This window comes from Streptococcus himalayensis (assembly GCF_001708305.1).
GTDB lineage: Bacteria > Bacillota > Bacilli > Lactobacillales > Streptococcaceae > Streptococcus > Streptococcus himalayensis.
On the sequence record NZ_CP016953.1, the window covers coordinates 1,527,480 to 1,546,627 of the forward strand.

13 protein-coding genes and 2 pseudogenes are annotated in these 19,148 nt (G+C 41.7%); 14 read left to right on the forward strand and 1 reads right to left on the reverse strand.

The features are described 5' to 3' along the window. Positions 1 to 40: 40 nt before the first annotated feature. From BFM96_RS07120 to BFM96_RS07130, 3 genes are all read left to right on the forward strand, one after another. A complete protein-coding gene (locus BFM96_RS07120) occupies positions 41 to 553 on the forward strand; it encodes an adenine phosphoribosyltransferase (protein WP_068992247.1) in 513 nt (170 codons plus the stop codon). A gap of 99 nt (positions 554 to 652) precedes the next feature. Beyond that, entirely contained in the window at positions 653 to 1,597 is a 945-nt protein-coding gene (metA, locus tag BFM96_RS07125; protein WP_068992250.1) for a homoserine O-acetyltransferase MetA, read from the forward strand. A 9-nt stretch (positions 1,598 to 1,606) separates the two neighbouring features. Then, positions 1,607 to 2,284, forward strand: coding sequence for a DnaD domain-containing protein (locus BFM96_RS07130; protein WP_068992253.1), 678 nt, complete (start codon positions 1,607 to 1,609; stop codon positions 2,282 to 2,284). A gap of 201 nt (positions 2,285 to 2,485) precedes the next feature. On the opposite strand, the gene BFM96_RS07135 is transcribed toward BFM96_RS07130, so the two are convergent. Further along, the gene (locus tag BFM96_RS07135; RefSeq protein WP_068989088.1) at positions 2,486 to 3,742 is read right to left on the reverse strand and encodes an ISL3 family transposase; all 1,257 of its coding nucleotides are present in this window, start codon (positions 3,740 to 3,742) and stop codon (positions 2,486 to 2,488) included. A 268-nt stretch (positions 3,743 to 4,010) separates the two neighbouring features. Here BFM96_RS07135 and tnpB point away from each other — a divergent pair, with 268 nt between their 5' ends. The 11 genes and pseudogenes from tnpB to BFM96_RS07195 all read left to right on the forward strand — a co-directional run bounded on the left by tnpB (position 4,011) and on the right by BFM96_RS07195 (position 19,148). After that, a complete protein-coding gene (gene tnpB / locus BFM96_RS07140) occupies positions 4,011 to 4,361 on the forward strand; it encodes an IS66 family insertion sequence element accessory protein TnpB (protein ID WP_068992256.1) in 351 nt (116 codons plus the stop codon). 49 nt (positions 4,362 to 4,410) lie between these two features. Beyond that, positions 4,411 to 4,617, forward strand: coding sequence for an IS66 family transposase (locus BFM96_RS07145; protein ID WP_068992259.1), 207 nt, complete (start codon positions 4,411 to 4,413; stop codon positions 4,615 to 4,617). After that, positions 4,571 to 5,311, forward strand: a pseudogene (locus BFM96_RS07150) (IS66 family transposase); the annotation flags it as partial. The gene BFM96_RS07145 and the pseudogene BFM96_RS07150, both read left to right, overlap by 47 nt. A gap of 102 nt (positions 5,312 to 5,413) precedes the next feature. Next, positions 5,414 to 6,074, forward strand: a pseudogene (locus tag BFM96_RS07155) (IS66 family transposase); the annotation flags it as partial. Between the two features lie 417 nt (positions 6,075 to 6,491). Continuing rightward, the gene (locus BFM96_RS07165) at positions 6,492 to 13,751 is read left to right on the forward strand and encodes a ZmpA/ZmpB/ZmpC family metallo-endopeptidase (protein ID WP_068992267.1); all 7,260 of its coding nucleotides are present in this window, start codon (positions 6,492 to 6,494) and stop codon (positions 13,749 to 13,751) included. A 494-nt stretch (positions 13,752 to 14,245) separates the two neighbouring features. Beyond that, positions 14,246 to 14,626, forward strand: a complete 381-nt coding sequence (locus BFM96_RS07170; RefSeq protein WP_068992270.1) for a RidA family protein — start codon at positions 14,246 to 14,248, stop codon at positions 14,624 to 14,626. Between the two features lie 60 nt (positions 14,627 to 14,686). Then, entirely contained in the window at positions 14,687 to 15,577 is an 891-nt protein-coding gene (gene rapZ, locus BFM96_RS07175; protein ID WP_068992273.1) for an RNase adapter RapZ, read from the forward strand. Further along, positions 15,574 to 16,551: a YvcK family protein gene (locus BFM96_RS07180; protein WP_068992276.1), complete on the forward strand. Its 978-nt coding sequence runs from the start codon at positions 15,574 to 15,576 to the stop codon at positions 16,549 to 16,551. The genes rapZ and BFM96_RS07180 overlap by 4 nt, the downstream gene beginning before the upstream one ends. Beyond that, the gene (gene whiA / locus BFM96_RS07185; protein ID WP_068992279.1) at positions 16,548 to 17,459 is read left to right on the forward strand and encodes a DNA-binding protein WhiA; all 912 of its coding nucleotides are present in this window, start codon (positions 16,548 to 16,550) and stop codon (positions 17,457 to 17,459) included. Before BFM96_RS07180 ends, whiA begins: the two co-directional genes overlap by 4 nt. 226 nt (positions 17,460 to 17,685) lie before the next feature. Then, a complete protein-coding gene (gene rfbA, locus BFM96_RS07190) occupies positions 17,686 to 18,555 on the forward strand; it encodes a glucose-1-phosphate thymidylyltransferase RfbA (RefSeq protein ID WP_068992298.1) in 870 nt (289 codons plus the stop codon). Then, complete coding sequence (locus BFM96_RS07195) at positions 18,555 to 19,148, forward strand: dTDP-4-dehydrorhamnose 3,5-epimerase family protein (protein WP_068992301.1); 594 nt, start codon at positions 18,555 to 18,557, stop codon at positions 19,146 to 19,148. The genes rfbA and BFM96_RS07195 overlap by 1 nt, the downstream gene beginning before the upstream one ends.

Sequence of the window (19,148 nt, forward strand, 5' to 3'; positions counted from 1 at the left end):
TATAATAAAGAGTAAAATTTTAAAAAAGAGAAAGAAATCAATGAACTTAAAAGATTATATTGCCAGTATCGAAAATTATCCGCAAGAAGGAATTATCTTCCGTGATATTAGCCCCTTGATGGCTGATGGAAATGCTTATAGCTATGCTGTTCGCGAGATTGTTCAGTATGCAACAGACAAAAAAATCGATATGATTGTAGGTCCTGAGGCGCGTGGCTTTATCGTAGGTTGTCCTGTTGCCTTTGAATTAGGAGTTGGTTTTGCTCCGGTTCGCAAACCAGGAAAATTACCACGCGAAGTCATCTCGGCTGACTATGAAAAAGAATATGGACTAGATACCCTCACCATGCATGCAGATGCTATTAAGCCAGGTCAACGTGTCTTGATTGTGGATGACCTGTTGGCTACAGGTGGAACTGTCAAAGCAACGATTGAGATGATTGAACGCCTTGGTGGAGTTGTGGCAGGTTGTGCCTTCTTGATTGAACTAGATGATCTGAAAGGCCGTGAAGCTATTGGGGACTATGATTACAAGGTTTTAATGCATTATTGATATAGTTAAAAACTAGAACTAGTCAGAGAAAAAATATAATTGAAAACTATATCTCCTTTGAGTATAATAACAGTAAAGTACGGTAAAGGAGATATTTTCATGCCTATTAAAATCGATAAAAAGTTACCAGCTGTTGATATTTTAAAATCTGAGAATGTCTTTATTATGGACGATGAGCGAGCCAATCAACAGGATATCCGCCCCTTGAATATCTTGATTTTGAACCTGATGCCTCAGAAAATTGTCACAGAAACACAACTGCTTAGACATCTAGGGAATACTCCTTTGCAGCTCAATGTAGAATTTCTTTATATGAAAAGTCATGACTTCAAAACCACTGGTTTGGAGCATTTGGAGACTTTTTACAAGACTTTTGAGGAAGTGCAAGACCGCTATTTTGATGGTTTGATTATCACGGGAGCCCCTGTGGAGCATTTGCCGTTTGAAGAGGTGGATTATTGGGAGGAATTTTGTCGCTTGATTACTTGGAGTAAGACCCATGTTTATTCGACGCTTCACATTTGCTGGGGGGCTCAGGCAGGACTATATGCTCGGTATGGAGTAGATAAGATGACCTTATCCAAGAAATTATCAGGGGTTTTCTCACAGTTCAGTCCTGAGCATCCAAATCTTCTTTTTAGGGGATTTGATGACGAATATTTCTCCCCCCACTCTCGGCATACAACCGTCCGCAAAGAAGCCATTCAGGCATTGACCAATTTGGAGATTTTATCAGAAGGAAGAGAAGTCGGCGTGTCAGTTGTCGCGAGCCGTGATTTGCGAGAAGTTTATAGTTTTGGACATTTGGAATATGACCGAGATACCCTTGCAAAAGAATATGAACGTGATGTTACAGCAGGCCTGAATCCAGATGTACCAGAACATTATTTTAAGGATGATAATCCCCAAGCCCGACCAAATTTATGTTGGAGTTTACCGGCAGCTCTGTTTTTCAGCAATTGGATCAACTATGCTGTTTATCAAGAAACACCATTTGACTGGGAAAGTCCAGAAAATGAGGTTTCCTTCTTTGCCTATTTATAAAGAGGAATTATGACGTATTTACGAGCTTTTAGAGAAGGGAATTTGGTTTTGCCAAGCGCCCTCTTCTTTCATTTTCATGAAATTTTTGATTCGAGCGATGATTTTTTAGTGTGGCAATTTTTCTATTTGCAAAATACGAGTGCAGTAGAGGATATTTCCCCTTCAAAAATTGCAGAGAGTTTGGGAAAAACAGTGGCGGAAGTCAATCGTTCCATGTCTAGTTTGACCGAAAAAGGTCTCTTGCAGTACAAGACCATTGAACTAAATGGGGAGATTGAAGCGATTTTTGATGCCTTGCCAGCCCTTGAGCGTTTGGATGAAATAGAGCAGAGAAAACAAGGAACTTCGAAGAAAGAAGCAGCTCCAAATGACTTGAAGAATGTGGTAACGGCCTTTGAGCAGGAGTTGGGACGTTTGCTGACCCCTTTTGAACTGGAAGATTTGGGAAAAACACTGGAAGAAGGTACCAAACCAGAGCTTGTTAAAGCGGCTCTTCGAGAAGCGGTCTTTAACGGGAAGCCAGTATGGAGCTATATCCAAGCAATTTTGAGAAATTGGCGTCGTGAAGGGATTACAAGCGTTCAACAAGTCGAAGCCAAAAGACGAGAACGGGAACAATTTGACCAAAAGCAAGTCCTTGTATCGGATGAATTCGTCAAAGCCATGGATTTATGGAAAGAAGATTAAAGAGCTAAGATTGGCTCTTTTTTATTTGGAATGAACACATGTGAAGAATTTTTGTAACCGCCCAATAACGAGGTGTCTATGATATTTTCCACGCCTCTAGTATACTGTTATCAGAAAACAGAACTGGAGGCTATTTTGATGTCACAACCTATTGTTCCCTTGAAAACAGGCTCTTTGTCAACTGTAGTGGGTAGATGTCAGCTAACATCTAGAGAGGACCAACTTGGTCTTCTCTTTTTTGATGTTTAAGGCAATCAAAATCCGCTTTTTGAAGTTTTCAAAGTTCCTGAAACCAAAGGCATTTCGTTTAATGACTTTGATAAGATTATTGGTAGCTTCCAATTTAGCGTTGGAATAAGGCAATTCCAAGGCGTTTAAAACCTTGTCCTTATCCTTTAGAAACGTCTTAAATACCGTCTGGAAAATAGGGTTAACAGTGGCTATTTCTTGTTCAATTAGGTCAAAGAAATGATCTGAGTTCTTCTCTTGGAAATGGAATAAAAGAAGTTGATAGAGTTCATAATGTTGTCGTAACTCATCTGAGTAGGATAGGAGCTTGTCTAAGATTTCCTTATTGGTCAAATGCATGCGAAATGTAGGGCGATAAAATCGTTTATCACTGAGTTTACGGCTATCTTGTTGTACCAGTTTCCAGTAGCGTTTTAAGACACGGTATTCCTGGGATTTTCTATCGAATTGATTCATGATTTGTATGCGGACACGGTTCATAGCACGGCTGAGATGTTGCACAACGTGGAAACGATCAAGCACGATTTTAGCATGAGGAAAAAGTTGTTTGGCTAGTTGATAGTAAGGGCTAAACATGTCCATAGTGATGAATTTAACGCGGTTTCTGACCTGTCTAGGGTATCTCAGAAAGTGATTTCGGATGGTTGCTTGCGTTCTTCCATCAAGGATAGCGATGATGTTATTTGTGTCAAAATCTTGAGCGATAAAGCTCATTTTCCCTTTCTTGAAGGCATACTCATCCCAGGACATGACTTCTGGAAGCTTAGCCCAATCCGTTTCAAACTTAAACTCATTGAGTTTTCGAATAACTGTAGATGTTGAAATGGAGAGTCTGTGTGCGATATGTGTCATTGCTTGCTTTTCGATGAGTAATTGTGCGATTTTCTGGTTGACAGCGACAGAGATTTGATGGTTCTTCTTAACAATAGGAGTTTCAGCGACCGCTATTTTCCCACAGTCTTTGCACTTGAAACGACGCTTTCGAAGGCGGATAAGTAGCGGGTAGCCAGCAGTTTCTAAGTAGGGGATTTTAGAGGCTTTCTGGAAGTCGTACTTAGCCATTTGTCCCTTGCAGGAAGAGCATTTAGGGGCTGTGTAATCCAAGTGACCGTGGAGTTCTAAGTGTGTTCCCATGTCGCATTCATTAGTGATCGTGATATTTTTGTCTTTCATTTTGAGAAAATTTGTGATAAGATTTAGTTGTTCCATATGAGTCTTTCTAAATGATGGTTTTATCGCTTTTCATTATAGGTCATATGGGACTTTTTTTCTACACTGAAAAAGGCTCCATAATCTCTACAGTGGATTTACCCACTACAGATATTATAGAGCCTGAAAACACCACAATCTCGTCGATTTCCTCATAAATCCAGAAATGATCTGGTACTGAAAATGCGTATTGGAAAAGTTGAACTAAGCTTGTTCCAATCTCTTCATCAAGAAACACTGGAAACTATTTTAGAAAAGGTACTTACTTATGAGCATCCAACTCAGTGATTTAGGGCAGGTCTATCTGGTTTGCGGCAAAACCGATATGCGTCAAGGAATTGATTCGCTGGCCTATCTCGTTAAACGTCAATTTGAATTAGATCCCTTTTCTGGTCAAGTCTTTCTCTTCTGTGGTGAACGAAAAGATCGGTTCAAAGCTCTTTACTGGGATGGACAAGGTTTTTGGCTACTCTACAAACGATTGGAAAACGGCAAACTCACTTGGCCAAGCAATGAAGAAGAGGTCAAAGCCTTAACTTCCGAGCAAGTTGATTGGTTGATGAAGGGATTTTCGATAAGTCCTAAAATAAAACCTACAAACAGTCGTGATTTTTATTGAAATCATGGCTTTCTTTTCGGTATAATAAAGAAAACTGGAGGGTGAGACTATGGAAGAGTTATTAGCCATTATTAAACAACAAGCAGCTGTTAACCAACAACTCACAAATGAACTTGCTCTCCTTCGTGAACAAGTAGCTTATCTGACGCAAAAGCTTTATGGCAAGTCATCAGAGAAGGTTGTGTATCAACCTGGTCAGCTAAGTCTCTTTGAAGAAGAACCACTTCTTGAAGAAGACGCTGACTTACCCAGGTGACACAGAAACGATTACCTATAAACGTAAGAAAACCAAGGGAATTTGTCAGGCTGTTTTCAGTCAGTTTACTCCAGAGATGGTTCATCATGAACTAGAAGGCGAAGACTGCACTTGTCCAGACTGTCACGGTCAGTTGAAAGAAATTGGTTCTTGTATTCAACGGCAAGAGTTGGTCTTCATCCCTGCACAATTGAAGCGGATTGACCATGTCCAACACGCTTACAAGTGCCAGAACTGTAGCGAGAAGAATTTTAACGATAAGATTATCAAGGCTCCTGTTCCGAAGGCTCCTTTGGTACATAGCCTAGGGTCAGCTTCTATCATTGCCCACACCATTCATCAGAAGTTTAACCTGAAAGTTCCCAACTACCGTCAAGAAGAGGATTGGAACAAGCTTGGCTTGCCAATCACACGGAAGGAAATCGCCAACTGGCACATCAAGTCTAGTCAGTATTATTTCGAGCCGATTTATGACCTTCTGCACGAGAAATTACTAGAACAACCTGTTCTCCATGCGGATGAGACTTCTTACAGGGTCTTAGAAAGTGATAGCCAGTTGACCTTCTACTGGACCTTCTTATCTGGCAAGCATGAAGAACAGGGAATCACTCTTTATCATCACGATAAAGGGCGGAGTGGCTTGGTTGTGAAGGAGTTTCTTGGAGATTACACAGGCTATGTACATTGTGATATGTTACGGCAGTAACTTGGAACTTTAGTTCCTTAGTTCTGCCTATGCGATAGCAGTCCAAGCTTGAGGAACGAAGCGACGCTAAGCTTGGTTAACTGCGAACCGCTGAGTGCCTATCGACAGTTAGACAAAGCTCAGCTAGTTAGTTGTTGGGCTCATGTCAGAAGATCTTTTTTGAGGCCACTCCTAAAAAGGCAGACAGGACTTCCTTGGGTGCTAAGGGATTAGCCTATTGCGATCGCTTATTTGCTTTGGAGAATGACTGGGTTGACCTCTCTACTGAAGAGCGACTACATAAACGCCAGGCAGAGTTAGCCCCTTTGATGGACGAGTTCTTCAACTGGTGCCGCAATCAATCTATTTTACCTGGATCAAAACTTGGTCGTGCGATAGAGTATAGCCTTAAGTATGAAGAACTATTCAAGGTAGTTCTTCAAGATGGCCGCTTGGTTCTATCCAATAATGTAGCAGAACGCGCTATTAAGTCCTTGGTCATGGGACGGAGTGAAAGAGTCCAGTGGACTCTTTCAGCCTGAGCTTAAAAATACAAAAGTGAAGGTGGTTGTTTTCCCAAAGTTTTGAGGGAGCTAAAGCAACTGCCATTATCCTGAGTTTACTGGAAACAGCTAAGAGGCATGGTCTTGATTCAGAGAAATACACCACTTATCTTCTGGAACATCTTCCAAACGAGGAGTCACTCGCAAAAAAGGAGGTTCTAGAGGCTTATTTAGCGTGGGCTGAACGAATTCAGAACAACTGCAAATAGAAAAGTTCCAGAGTCAAGCAAGACTTTGGAACTTTTTCAATATACCTCGTTATGGAGCGCTTACGAATTTTTGAATGAAAGATTTCTAGAAAAATAGCAAATCTACACTTGTTTATATTTGTAAACTCTATTCATTTTATGATTTGTTTGAAAATAGTTGCGAACTAGAATATGATTGATTTTAAAATGGGGAGAGGGAGGTAGAATAAAATCTATGAACTAGTGATATTTTGTAAAAAAGTATAGAGATAAAGGGTTAGAAAATCACGAGGGAGGGGGTATTTTAAAGCAATAAAAAGCGTTTTAGGAAAAATAAAAAATGATACTAATTAGTTCTTTTTTCTTTACAAAGATGTTTCCTTTATGATTTAATAATGAATATAACCTATCATTGACGGGAGGAGAATAGTATTTGTTATGAAAGAACTCTTTGAAAAACAGAGAAAATTTTCGATTCGAAAATTAGCCATTGGGGTCGTATCAGCTATGATTGGATTGATGATGATTGGAAGCCTAGCTTCGACTACTGTATATGCAGAGCAAACCGCTCAAGTCATAAGTGGTCAAACAAAGGAATTGGATTTGCATTATGTTCATGTCTTGGAATCTGATTTAACAAATCTAGAACAAGCTGTTGTCAAAGATGAAGAGCACTTTTACAAGGAGTATGCTCGGGATGAAAATGCGAATTTTATTTTAGTTTATCAAAAAAAGGATGCTCAATCCTTGCTGCCTAGGACTGGAGGAGTTCTCACCAATGCTGGACTTGTCATTGGTGGAGCAAGTCTCTTATACCTTATTGTCATTGGTCGAAAAAATCGGAAAAAAGCAGCTGCATTTTTTCTTTTGACAACAGTTTTAGGGGGACAACTTCCTCTAACGAGTGTTTCTGCTTTAGAGCAAGATTTAAAGGCCATTTATGCAGAAAGTCATAAAACAATTGATGGACAGACAGTGTTGGCTCCTGAGAAAGAGCGAGGGGATCTTCGATTTGTTGGTTATATTACTCAAAAAGATGCTCTCCAGATTCCGCGCTTGAAAACCTTATTGAAGGAATACGTACCAAATATTGAAGCGGGTGTTTCTCGTTTAGAAGGAGGTTCGCAGGGGGCTACTCAAGCTGCTGTTTCCTCGTTGCCAAATGGCATTGCTGAAGCAACTAGCGCAAATTCAACTGCAGCATCACAGGTTGTTGTTCCAATTTATTCAACAGTTCCTCAACATTCGGAAATATTGGAGAGACAGCCTATAGTCCCAGCTACGGGATCTGTTGGTTCCCAAATCTTGCCATCAGGGCTACCGACGGTGTCAACATCTCCAGCTACGTCCAAGGAAGAGGATGTTATCGAAGTTCCAGTAGCTGTTCCGTCTGAAGAAACTGTATCACCAGTTCCAGAATTTCCAACGCCTCCAGAGCTTTCTGATGAAGAAATTGTTTCTGAAGTTCCAGTAGTTGTCACGCCTGAAGAAACTGTATCACCAGTTCCAGAGTTTTCAGCATCTCCAGAGCTTTCTGATGAAGAAATTGTTTCTGAAGTTCCAGTAGTTGTCATGCCTGAAAAAACTGTAGCACCAGTTCCAGGGTTTTCAACGCCTCCAGAGCCTTCTGATGAAGAAATTGTTTCTGAAGCTCCGGTAGTTGTCACGCCTGAAGAAACTGAGGCACCAGTTCCAGTTCCAGAGTTTCCAACGTCTCCAGAGCTTTCTAAGGAAATTCCTAGCGAAACCATCTCTGAGGATTTACCGGTGTCTGAACCAATTAAACCAGTGATACCAGAAGTGGTCATTGGTTCAATAGAAGAAGTGGTTACGGAAGACATTCCTTATGATTTTATTCAACAAGAAGATGAACAAGCATGGGAAGATGAGATCTCTGTTTCTGAAGGAGAAGTGGGGCAAAAGGCTACTACAATCACTTATGAAACAGTGAATGGACAGAAAACAGGGAGAATCTTAGGGAGTACAGAAGTTATTTTGAAGTCTCCTGTTTCAAAAATTGTTACAAAAGGAACAAAACCATTACAGTCGTCTATCACGGAAACAAGCGTTATTGCTATTTCGGCTTCTATTCGAGAAGTGGAAGATGACACCCTATGGGAAGGTGATATTCAGGTCATCGAAGGTCAAGCTGGTGAAAAAACGGTGACAACGATCTATGAAACGATTCGTGGTGAAAAAACGGGAGTGATTCTATCAATGGAGGAAGAGCAGACAGTTGCATCAGTTGATAGGATTATTGTGAAGGGGACAAAACCATTACCTGGGCGTGTTCAAGAGACGGAAGTGCTTGTTATTCCTCGTGGTCGAAGACAAGAGGAGGATGATACCTTATGGGCCGATGAAACGAAGATAATTGAGGGCCAAGATGGCGAGAAGATTATCACGAAAATTTATGAAACCAATAAAGGGATTAAGACAGATACCCTTCTTTCGATAACCGAAACTCTGATAAGACCGGCTGTTGATACAATTGTTGTTCAAGGTGTGAAACCGCTGCATGGAAGTGTGGCCGAGGTAACACGGGAAATTATCCCTCATGGCACTCGGACGGAGTTAGATTCCACTCTGTGGGTAGATGAAAGCCGCATGGAGGAAGGGCGCGACGGAGAGAAGGAAGTCACGACGACCTACGAAACGGTTAGGGGAGAAAAGACAGCTAAGGTTCTTTCGACGACTGAAAATGTCCTTAGACCTGCTATCGACACGGTTGTCTATCAAGGAACCAAACCACTTTTAGGAAGTGTGACCGAGGTAACAGGGGAAATTATCCCTCATGGCACTCGGACGGAGTTAGATTCCACTCTGTGGGCCGATGAAAGCCGCATGGAGGAAGGACGCGACGGAGAGAAGGAAGTCACGACGACCTACGAAACGGTTAGGGGAGAAAAGACAGCTAAAGTTCTTTCAACGACCGAAAATGTGCTCAGACCTGCTATCGACACGGTTGTCTATCAAGGTATCAAACCACTTTTAGGAAGTGTGACCGAGGTAACACGAGAAGTTATTCCTCGTGGTCGAAGACAAGAGGAGGATGATACCTTATGGGCCGATGAAAGCCGCAGGGAGGAAGGACGCGACGGAGAGAAGGAAGTCACGACGACCTACGAAACGGTTAGGGGAGAAAAGACAGCTAAGGTTCTTTCAACGACCGAAAATGTACTCAGACCTGCTATTGACACGGTTGTCTATCAAGGTATCAAACCACTTTTAGGAAGTGTGACTGAGGTAACACGAGAAGTTATTCCTCGTGGTCAAAGACAAGAGGAGGATGATACCCTATGGGCCGATGAAAGCCGCAGGGAGGAAGGGCGCGACGGAGAAAAAGAAGTCACGACGACCTACGAAACGATTAGGGGAGAAAAGACAACTAAGGTTCTTTCAACGACCGAAAATGTCCTTAGACCTGCTATTGACACGGTTATCTACAAAGGGACCAAGAGACATGTTAAACCAAGTCTCACTATTCAGGTGGTGCAGACAGATTTGGATAAAAAATCAGCAACGATTTATTATAAGTTAGAAGATGAGGCTGAGGCTTATCGTTCTGCTAAAGTAGCTGTTTTCCAAAATGGCGTGAAAATTCAGGAAGTAGCTCTTCTCAATAATCGTGCACAGTTTACAAAGCTTGACTACAATATCCCTTATACAATCGTAACCAGCACGACCTATGATTTAGGAAAAGGCCAACAAGTCGAAGAGCTCACAAATCGCCGCGAATTCGAATTGGAATATAAGAAAATCGAACTGAAAGCAATTGATTCTGTGGAGCTCTATAGTCGAGAAAATCAGCGCGAACGTCGTCATTTATCTCTTGAAAGAATTCCGGCTAATTTAGATCACTATTTTGTAAAAATAAAATCTTCTAAATTCAAAGAGATGCTGCTGCCGGTATCTAGTATTCAAGAAAGTAGACACAATGGTGTGCCAAGCTACAAAGTGCAAATTGCCTTTGATGAATTGGTGGAAGATGTTTCTAAAGATTTGAACTATAAAGATGGCTATCATTTTTACATTGAAAAGGCTATTTCTAAACCAGGTGTGATTACTTCTTTCCAAGGGTTGATGGCAGCCATTCAGGCGAATCCTGCTGGACATTATGTGCTTGGAGCAGATATTAGTGCAGACGATTGGACAACTACAGATGCTACTGCTAGCTACATTTCTCGTCCGTTTACGGGTAGCCTTTATGGAGCGTCGGATGGAAGGAAATTTGCGATTTATCATTTGAAAAAACCTCTCTTTGCGACACTGGATGGTGCCATTATCCAAAATCTTGATTTGAAGGAAGTAGCAATTGAAACAACAGTGACTAATGTTGGTGCCTTGGCTTCCATAGCGCAGGGAAATGCTTCAATTAGTGATGTTTCAGCTCAAGGAGATATTGTAGCAGCTGGAGATATTGGTGGTTTGATTGCCACTATGAAAGATGGAGCTATTATAAATAATGCTAGCTTTGCTGGAAGTATTCGGGCAACGACCAAGCAAGGAACGTCTAATGTTGGAGGTCTTGTTGGTTATATGACAGGCAAGGGAACCTTGCTGGAAAAAGGACAAGCAACAGTTGCTATTTCTGTATCGGCTAGCAGTAATAACCAGCGCACAGGCGGTCTTGTAGGAATGGCTGTTAGTCAGGCCCATCTTAAGAATTCAACGGTGAGCGGCTATATTGTTAATAGTGGTACTTCAGGCCAAACGGGAGGAGTTGTCGGCTCTACTTGGTCAAATGGAATGGTTGACTCGATTATCAGTGGTGTGGGAGTGACTGGAGGTCATATCCTCTATGGGGATACTGGGTATGTGGACGCAAATGTGAAAAATGTATTCAGTATCAACGGAAAAGCTTTTGGTCGAGATGATTCACGAGGTAGAGGCATTTCTGAGAGAGAAGCGGCTAGTAAAATTACAACTTTTGGAATCACTACTAATTTGGCTGATTCAGATAAAGCTTCGAGAAAGAATCAGTACCAAGTTGATTATACCTCAGTGAAATATGCAACGGCCAATCGCGCTATTGCCTATGAAAATATAGAGAAATTACTGCCATTTTACAACAAGGACTTGATTGTCCGTTATGGCAATCAGGTCTCTCCATCTAGCAAACTCTACACGACTAAATTGGTAGATGTTGTTCCAATGAAGAATAATGAGGTTGTAATTCATGTGCAGGGGCAAAAGCAACAAGTCAATCGTCTCATGCTTCACTATGCAGATGGTACAGTAGAGTATGCACGTCTAGCCTATAAAGGAGATTTTGCTGAAGGTAAGTTAGCAGAGTATACTCTGGGCGATACAGGCTTGCTTTATACTCCAGAAGTATTCTTATCAAGCTATCAGTCTATCTTAAATCGCGTTCTTCCACAGCTAAATGCTATTACCTATCGATCGGAAGCGATTCAGCAAACTCTAGGAATTCCAGCCAGCGTGACAGATGAGGTTGTTGCAGCAAAGAAAAAAGAACTCGAAAATGCCAAACAACGAACACCGGATCTGGTAATTCCATCGAATCAGCAGTTGAAAAAAGATATCATTAACGAACGCTTATCACGGATGTTCTTAGAGGATAGCTTTAACGAAGTCAAAGGAAACTTGGCTCAACAATTGCAAAAGGTCTTGGCTACGGACAAATCCATCAACACACTCGGAAAAGCTGTATCCGATAGTATCGTTCAAAAGATATCTGATAATAAAGAGGCACTCTTACTGGGATTAAGCTATCTGAATCGTTGGTATGGTATTTCTTACGGGAATGTGAATACTAAAGATTTAACCAGCTTTAAACTCGATTTCTTTGGCAATCAGAATGTCTCAACCCTAGACGGAGTCATCTCGCTTGGAAAATTAGGCTACGATCTCTTGCAGGCTTCCAATAATGTACACGGCTATGCGAATGGGATTGGTCGTTGGAATGGAAAAGCGGATATTTTCAGTTTGTTAGAAAGTTATCGCGAGCGCTTCTTACCGGAGAAAAATAATAATGACTGGTTCAAAGAAGCTACAAAAGCCTATGTTGTCGAGTCTTACTCGCAGATTCCAGAAGTTGAGGCGCGTCAAAAAGCGGCTTACGGAAACAAGAGAAATAAAGCTTCGATTGGTATTTATGACCAGTTGTCTCGTTCAACTTGGACTTATCAAAACATGTTATTGCCCCTTTTGACCATGACTCAGGAGTCTGTCTATATTATTTCCAATATGAATACACTCTCATTTGGAGGTTACGAACGCTACCGCAATTCATTGACACCAGAAAATCGTGCAGAGATTCGAGCGATGGTGGATCAAACCGCCATTTGGCAACGGAATCACTTTGATTTCTACTATAAAATCCTTAATGCCTCTGCTCGTGAGAAACTCTTTAAACAGGTACTCAACTATGATGGATTTAACTATCTCAATGCCGATGGCAAAGTAGCATGGGAAACTCTTTTGAGTGATGCGGCCTCTATCAAAGAATTTTTTGGACCTGTCGGAAAATATTATGGTCACAATGGAAGCAGTGCCTATGCTTCTGGCATCTACACCCACTTTGTGGCAGATAAACTCCTAGGTCAAACTGGAACATCGATTTATACCCATGAAATGGTGCATAATAATGACTCGGAAGTCTACTTTGGAGGCTATGGACGCCGTGAAGGACAAGGAGCTGAATTATATGCTCTAGGTCTTTTACAAGCACCTTCAGAAGAGAGTTCAGCTTGGTTTAGCATCAATAGCTTGTTTGAATTTGACAAGGATTCAACAAAGCGCTACCATGCTGCCAATCCAGTAGAGCGCTTTAAGAATACGGATGATGTAAACCAATACATTAAAGGAATGATGGATGTGGTTTATCTGATGGACTATGTAGAGGGGCAAGCGATTCTGAAACAATCAAATGAGGTGAAAAAGAAATGGCTCCGAAAAATTGAGAACTACTATGTCACAGATAGTAAGTATAAGATTGAAACGCATGCCGGAAATACGATTCGAGAATTAACCAATAGCGAAGTGGCACAATTGAGAACTTTCAGCGATTTAATTGACCACAGTATCCTAACCAAGCGTCTGGGTCTCCAGGATGGGCAACATGGTCGCAATGGTTACTTTACGATTTCCTTGTTTGCGCCGATCTATTCTGCCTTAGACAATCCTAAAGGAAGCCCTGGAGACATTATGTTCCGTAGGATGGCCTATGAATTGTTTGCTGAAAAAGGCTATTACGGAGGATTTGTACCTTATGTTTCTGGTCAGTACGGGCCAGAATCCTTGGCAAATGGCTCTAAATCATGGTCTGATTGGTTGCAGAGAGATGTCGGTCGTGTGACGGATACCATGGTTCTTGAAAAGGTTTTTAAAGGTCAATACAAGAATTGGACGGATTTCAAAAAAGCTATGTATCGAGAGAGAGTAAATCAACTGCCAAACCTAAAACCAATCACCATTAAGTACGATTTAGGACGTTTTTACTCACAAAAAACAGTGACCATTAGCTCCTATGAGCAATTGCAATCCATGATAGAAGAAGCCATGGCGTATGACATTCGAAATATTGATGTCACAACGAATTACCCAAGTGTTAGCTGGGTTGATATCTTAAAACGCTCTGTTTATAATGCATATCTTCGCAGCACGGATGATTTCAGAGAATCTATCTTTGAACAAAATTCGTTTATCTATGCTTCGAGTCGGCATACGCTATAGATGGTCATTGCGATTGAGGTAGTATGAATAGAGAAAAGACTTGAGCCTACGAGCGAGTTCGCTGAAAAAGTCTTTTGACAATAGATGATAGAATAAAAACCGAATGATGGTACTTTCTCAACAGAGATGAAAGATCACTCATTCGGTTTTTAGATTATTTAGTCTATTTTCTATCCCTTTGACTTTTTCAATACCTTGCTACCGATTAGTTTATTTTTCTGGGTTTTTGATAGTTGTCAAGAATGATATGCTAGGAAACGGTCAAGATTAGGTTTCAAACGCCATACAGGTGTGCTACCAAGATTTTTCTAGTTGCTCGCTAGTAAAGTAGGAAGGACTTAAGTGTCATCCAAATCATAAACGCATATGAGTTAGTATTTGAATTCATTGACAGGGAAATGAAGCTTATATGAATTCGTAGACATGGAGGAAAATCGCTATTCTTTTTTAATCGATTTATGCTATAATAGAAGCAAAAAGAACGGGAGAAACTCATGGCAAAAACAGTTCATACAGAGAAAGCACCAGCAGCGATTGGCCCCTATGTCCAAGGGAAGATTGTTGGCAATCTTTTGTTTGCAAGCGGTCAAGTGCCTCTATCACCTGAAACGGGTGAAATCGTAGGGACAACGATTCAGGAGCAGACCAAACAAGTATTGGCAAATATCAAAGCTATTTTAGAAGCGGCTGGAACAGACTTTGACCACGTTGTAAAAACGACTTGTTTTTTGAGTGATATGAATGATTTTATCCCCTTTAATGAAGTCTATCAAACAGCCTTTTCAAAGGAATTCCCAGCCCGTTCGGCGGTGGAAGTTTCTAGGCTCCCACGAGATGTGAAGGTTGAAATTGAAGTTATTGCAGAAATTGCCTAGAAGAGGGGGAGGACGCAAGTCTGCCCTTTTCCTTTTTCCAGTGGTAAAATAGGAGAAAATATGACAGAGAAAAAAGTAGAGTTGGTCATTGTGACAGGTATGAGCGGCGCAGGTAAGACGGTGGCCATCCAATCGTTTGAGGATTTGGGGTATTTTACGATTGATAATATGCCACCAGCCTTGGTTCCTAAATTTTTGCAGTTGGTGGAGACACGTAAGGACAATGATAAATTGGCTATGGTTGTGGATATGCGGAGCCGTTCCTTCTTTTCTGAAATTCAAAATGTACTAGACGAGATTGAAAATGATGAAGAATTGAATTTCAAGATTTTATTTTTAGACGCTGCGGATAAGGAGTTGGTGGCTCGGTACAAGGAGACACGCCGTAGTCATCCTTTGGCGGCAGATGGCCGTATTTTAGATGGGATTAAGTTAGAGCGTGAATTGTTGGCTCCGCTTAAAAATCTGAGCCAAAATGTTGTGGATACGACAGAGCTGACTCCACGAGAATTGCGTAAAGTGATTGCTCAGGAATTTTCAGACCATGATGAGAGCCAGGGTTTTCGTGTGGAAGTAGTCAGTTTTGGCTTTAAATATGGCTTACCCTTGGATGCGGACTTGGTTTTTGATGTCCGTTTCCTGCCCAATCCCTATTACCAGCCAGAATTACGCAATCAAACAGGGTTAGACAAGGCCGTATTTGATTATGTCATGAATCATCCAGAGTCAGAAGAGTTTTATCAACACTTACTGGCCTTGATTGAGCCTATTTTGCCAGGCTATCAAAAGGAAGGCAAGTCTGTTTTAACGATTGCAGTGGGGTGCACAGGGGGCCAACACCGCAGTGTGGCCTTTGCCCAGCGGCTTGCAGATGATTTGCAGCAACATTGGTCGGTTAACAGCAGTCATCGTGACAAGGATCGCAGAAAGGAAACGGTAAATCGTTCATGAGAAAACCTAAAATAGCAGTCATTGGTGGCGGAACAGGGATCTCAGTCATCCTAGACAGTCTTCGCAAAAAAGATGTAGATATAGCAGCGATTGTAACCGTCGCTGATGATGGAGGAAGCTCTGGTGAGCTTAGAAAGAGCCTGCAGCACATTACGCCGCCAGGAGACTTACGAAATGTCTTGGTAGCCTTATCAGATATGCCTCGTTTTTATGAGCAAGTATTCCAGTATCGATTTGCAAAGGAGGATGGTCCTTTGGCAGGTCACCCCTTGGGCAATCTGATTATTGCAGGCATTTCAGAAATGCAGGGTTCGACCTATAATGCCATGCAACTCTTGACCAAATTTTTCCATACGACAGGGAAAATCTATCCATCTAGCGACAGTCCTTTGACCTTACATGCTGTTTTTACAGATGGTCGTGAGGTTTCAGGAGAAAGTCAGCTAGCCAAGCATTCGGGCATGATTGAGCGCGTGTATGTGACCAATACCTACAATCAGGACAAGCCCGTAGCGAGCAGAAAAGTGGTGCAGACCATTTTAGAGAGTGATTTGGTTGTCTTGGGACCTGGTTCTTTATTTACTTCGATTTTACCTAATCTTGTGATTGAAGAGATTGGTCAAGCTCTTTTAGAAACCAAGGCTGAAATTGCTTATGTGTGCAATATCATGACCCAGCGAGGGGAAACCGAGCATTTTTCAGACAGTGACCATGTAGGGGTTCTTCATCGCCATCTCGGTCAATCCTTTGTGGACACGGTGTTGGTGAATATCGAGCCTGTTCCAAAAGAATATATGACTAGCCACCAATTCGATGAATACCTGGTTCAAGTTGAGCATGATTTTGCAGGCTTACAGGAGCAAGTGCCGCGAGTCATCTCGTCTAATTTCCTAAAATTAGAAAAGGGTGGAGCCTTTCATGATGGCGATGCGGTGGTAGAAGAATTATTGAGCCACATACGGGTGTCTTCATGAGTTTCACAATCAAGGTAAAAGAAGAATTATTAGGTTTGCAGCAGGCTGACAAGTATGAACTGGCAGCCATTATCAAAATGTCTGCCAGTCTTGGCATTGCAAGTCAAGGGCTGACCTTGTCGATTACGACAGAAAATGCAAAAATCGCTCGCCATATTTACGAACTGCTGGCTAAATTTTATCAGGTCAAGGCAGATATTCGCCACCATCAGAAGACCAATTTGCGTAAAAACCGTGTCTATACGGTACTGGTAGATCAGGGAGTGGAAGACATCTTGGCTGATTTGCATTTGGCAGATGCCTTTTTTGGGATTTCAGCGGGGATTGACCAGAGTATTTTGTCCAGTGATGAAGCCAGTCGTGCCTATCTACGCGGAGCTTTTTTAGCCAGTGGTAGCATCCGAGATCCAGAGTCTGGCAAATACCAATTGGAAATCTTATCAGTCTATCTGGACCATGCCGAGGATATGGCGGCGCTGATGCAGAAATTTTTACTGGACGCAAAAACCTTGGAGCGTAAAAAAGGTGCGATTACCTACCTGCAACGAGCCGAAGACATCATGGATTTTTTGATTGTGATTGGCGCTATGGAGGCTATGAGAGAGTTTGAGTCTGTGAAAGTCTTGCGCGAGACGAGAAATGATCTCAATCGAGCCACGAATGCAGAAACAGCCAATATCGCACGAACCGTGACAGCGAGTATGAAAACCATCAATAATATCAGCAAGATTATCGATACAATTGGACTGGAGAGTTTGCCTGTGGATTTGCAGGAAGTGGCTCATTTGCGTATTCAACACCCAGACTACTCTATTCAGCGTTTGGCGGACAGTCTGAGTCAGCCCTTGACCAAAAGTGGCGTCAACCATCGCTTGAGAAAGATTAACAAAATAGCAGAAGAAATCTGAGGACAAAGTCATAAATATTTTTTGTGGGATAGTTGTTCAGAAGTTTTCAGATTTGCAACACAAGCAGTTCAAAAATTCATCTATTGCTGCCCGGTTTTAAATGACTTCATCTAGTTTCAAACTGTTTATTGAAAAGCTAGACCCCATGTTTTTCTATTCAGATGATTTTTTGTTGAAAATATGGTAAAATGAAAAGAAGATTAGGTACAGAAAGGCTTTCGCAACTATGAAAGGTATTATTCTCGCAGGAGGGTCAGGTACTCGTTTGTATCCCTTGACTCGTGCAGCATCGAAACAATTGATGCCGATTTATGATAAACCCATGGTTTACTATCCCCTCTCAACCCTTATGTTGGCAGGAATTAAGGATATTTTAATTATTTCTACGCCGAGTGACTTACCTCGTTTTGAGGAAATGTTAGGAGATGGATCTGAACTTGGGATTTCACTTTCTTATGCCGTTCAGCCAAGTCCAGATGGTCTTGCTCAGGCCTTTATTATCGGAGAAGAATTTATCGGTGATGACAGGGTTGCCCTGATTCTTGGTGATAATATCTATCATGGAAATGGCTTGACCAAGATGTTGCAACGGGCAGCTAGCAAGGAAACAGGTGCAACCGTTTTTGGCTATCAAGTAAAAGATCCAGAACGCTTTGGTGTTGTGGAATTTGATGCGGATATGAATGCCATTTCGATTGAAGAAAAACCGGAGCAGCCAAAATCAAATTTTGCTGTAACAGGTCTTTATTTCTATGACAATGATGTGGTAGAGATTGCCAAAAATATCAAGCCGTCTCCTCGTGGAGAATTAGAAATCACCGATGTGAATAAGGCTTATTTGGAGCGTGGTGACTTGTCTGTTGAGTTGATGGGGCGTGGTTTTGCTTGGCTCGATACTGGGACACATGAGAGCTTGTTAGAAGCAGCCCAGTATATCGAAACGGTTCAGCGTTTGCAAAATGTTCAAGTGGCAAATCTTGAAGAAATTGCCTATCGCATGGGCTACATTACGAAGGAGCAGGTCTATGAACTCGCTCAACCATTGAAGAAAAATGAATACGGACAATACTTGCTCCGTCTGATTGGAGAAGCCTAATGACAGAAAATTTTTTTGGTAAGACCTTAGCTGCTAGAAAGATTGACGCTATTCCTGGCATGTTAGAGTTTGACATTCCTGTTCATGGGGACAATCGTGGTTGGTTTAAGGAGAATTTTCAAAAAGAGAAAATGCTGCCCTTAGGATTTCCAGAAAGCTTTTTTGCAGAAGGAAAATTGCAAAACAATGTCAGCTTTTCTCGTAAGCATGTCTTACGTGGACTTCATGCAGAGCCTTGGGACAAATACATTTCTGTTGCGGACGGCGGAAAAGTGCTCGGTTCTTGGGTTGATTTACGTGAGGGAGATACGTTTGGAAATGTCTACCAGACAGAGATTGATGCGAGCAAGGGGATTTTTGTTCCGCGTGGTGTGGCAAACGGCTTTCAAGTCCTATCTGATACGGTAGCCTACAGCTACTTGGTGAATGATTACTGGGCCTTGGAATTAAAACCAAAATACGCCTTTGTCAACTATGCAGATCCAAGTTTAGGCATCAAATGGGAAAATCTTGAGGTAGCAGAAGTATCTGAGGCTGATAAGAATCACCCAATGCTTCAGGATGTTAAACCCTTGAGAAAAGAAGATTTGTAA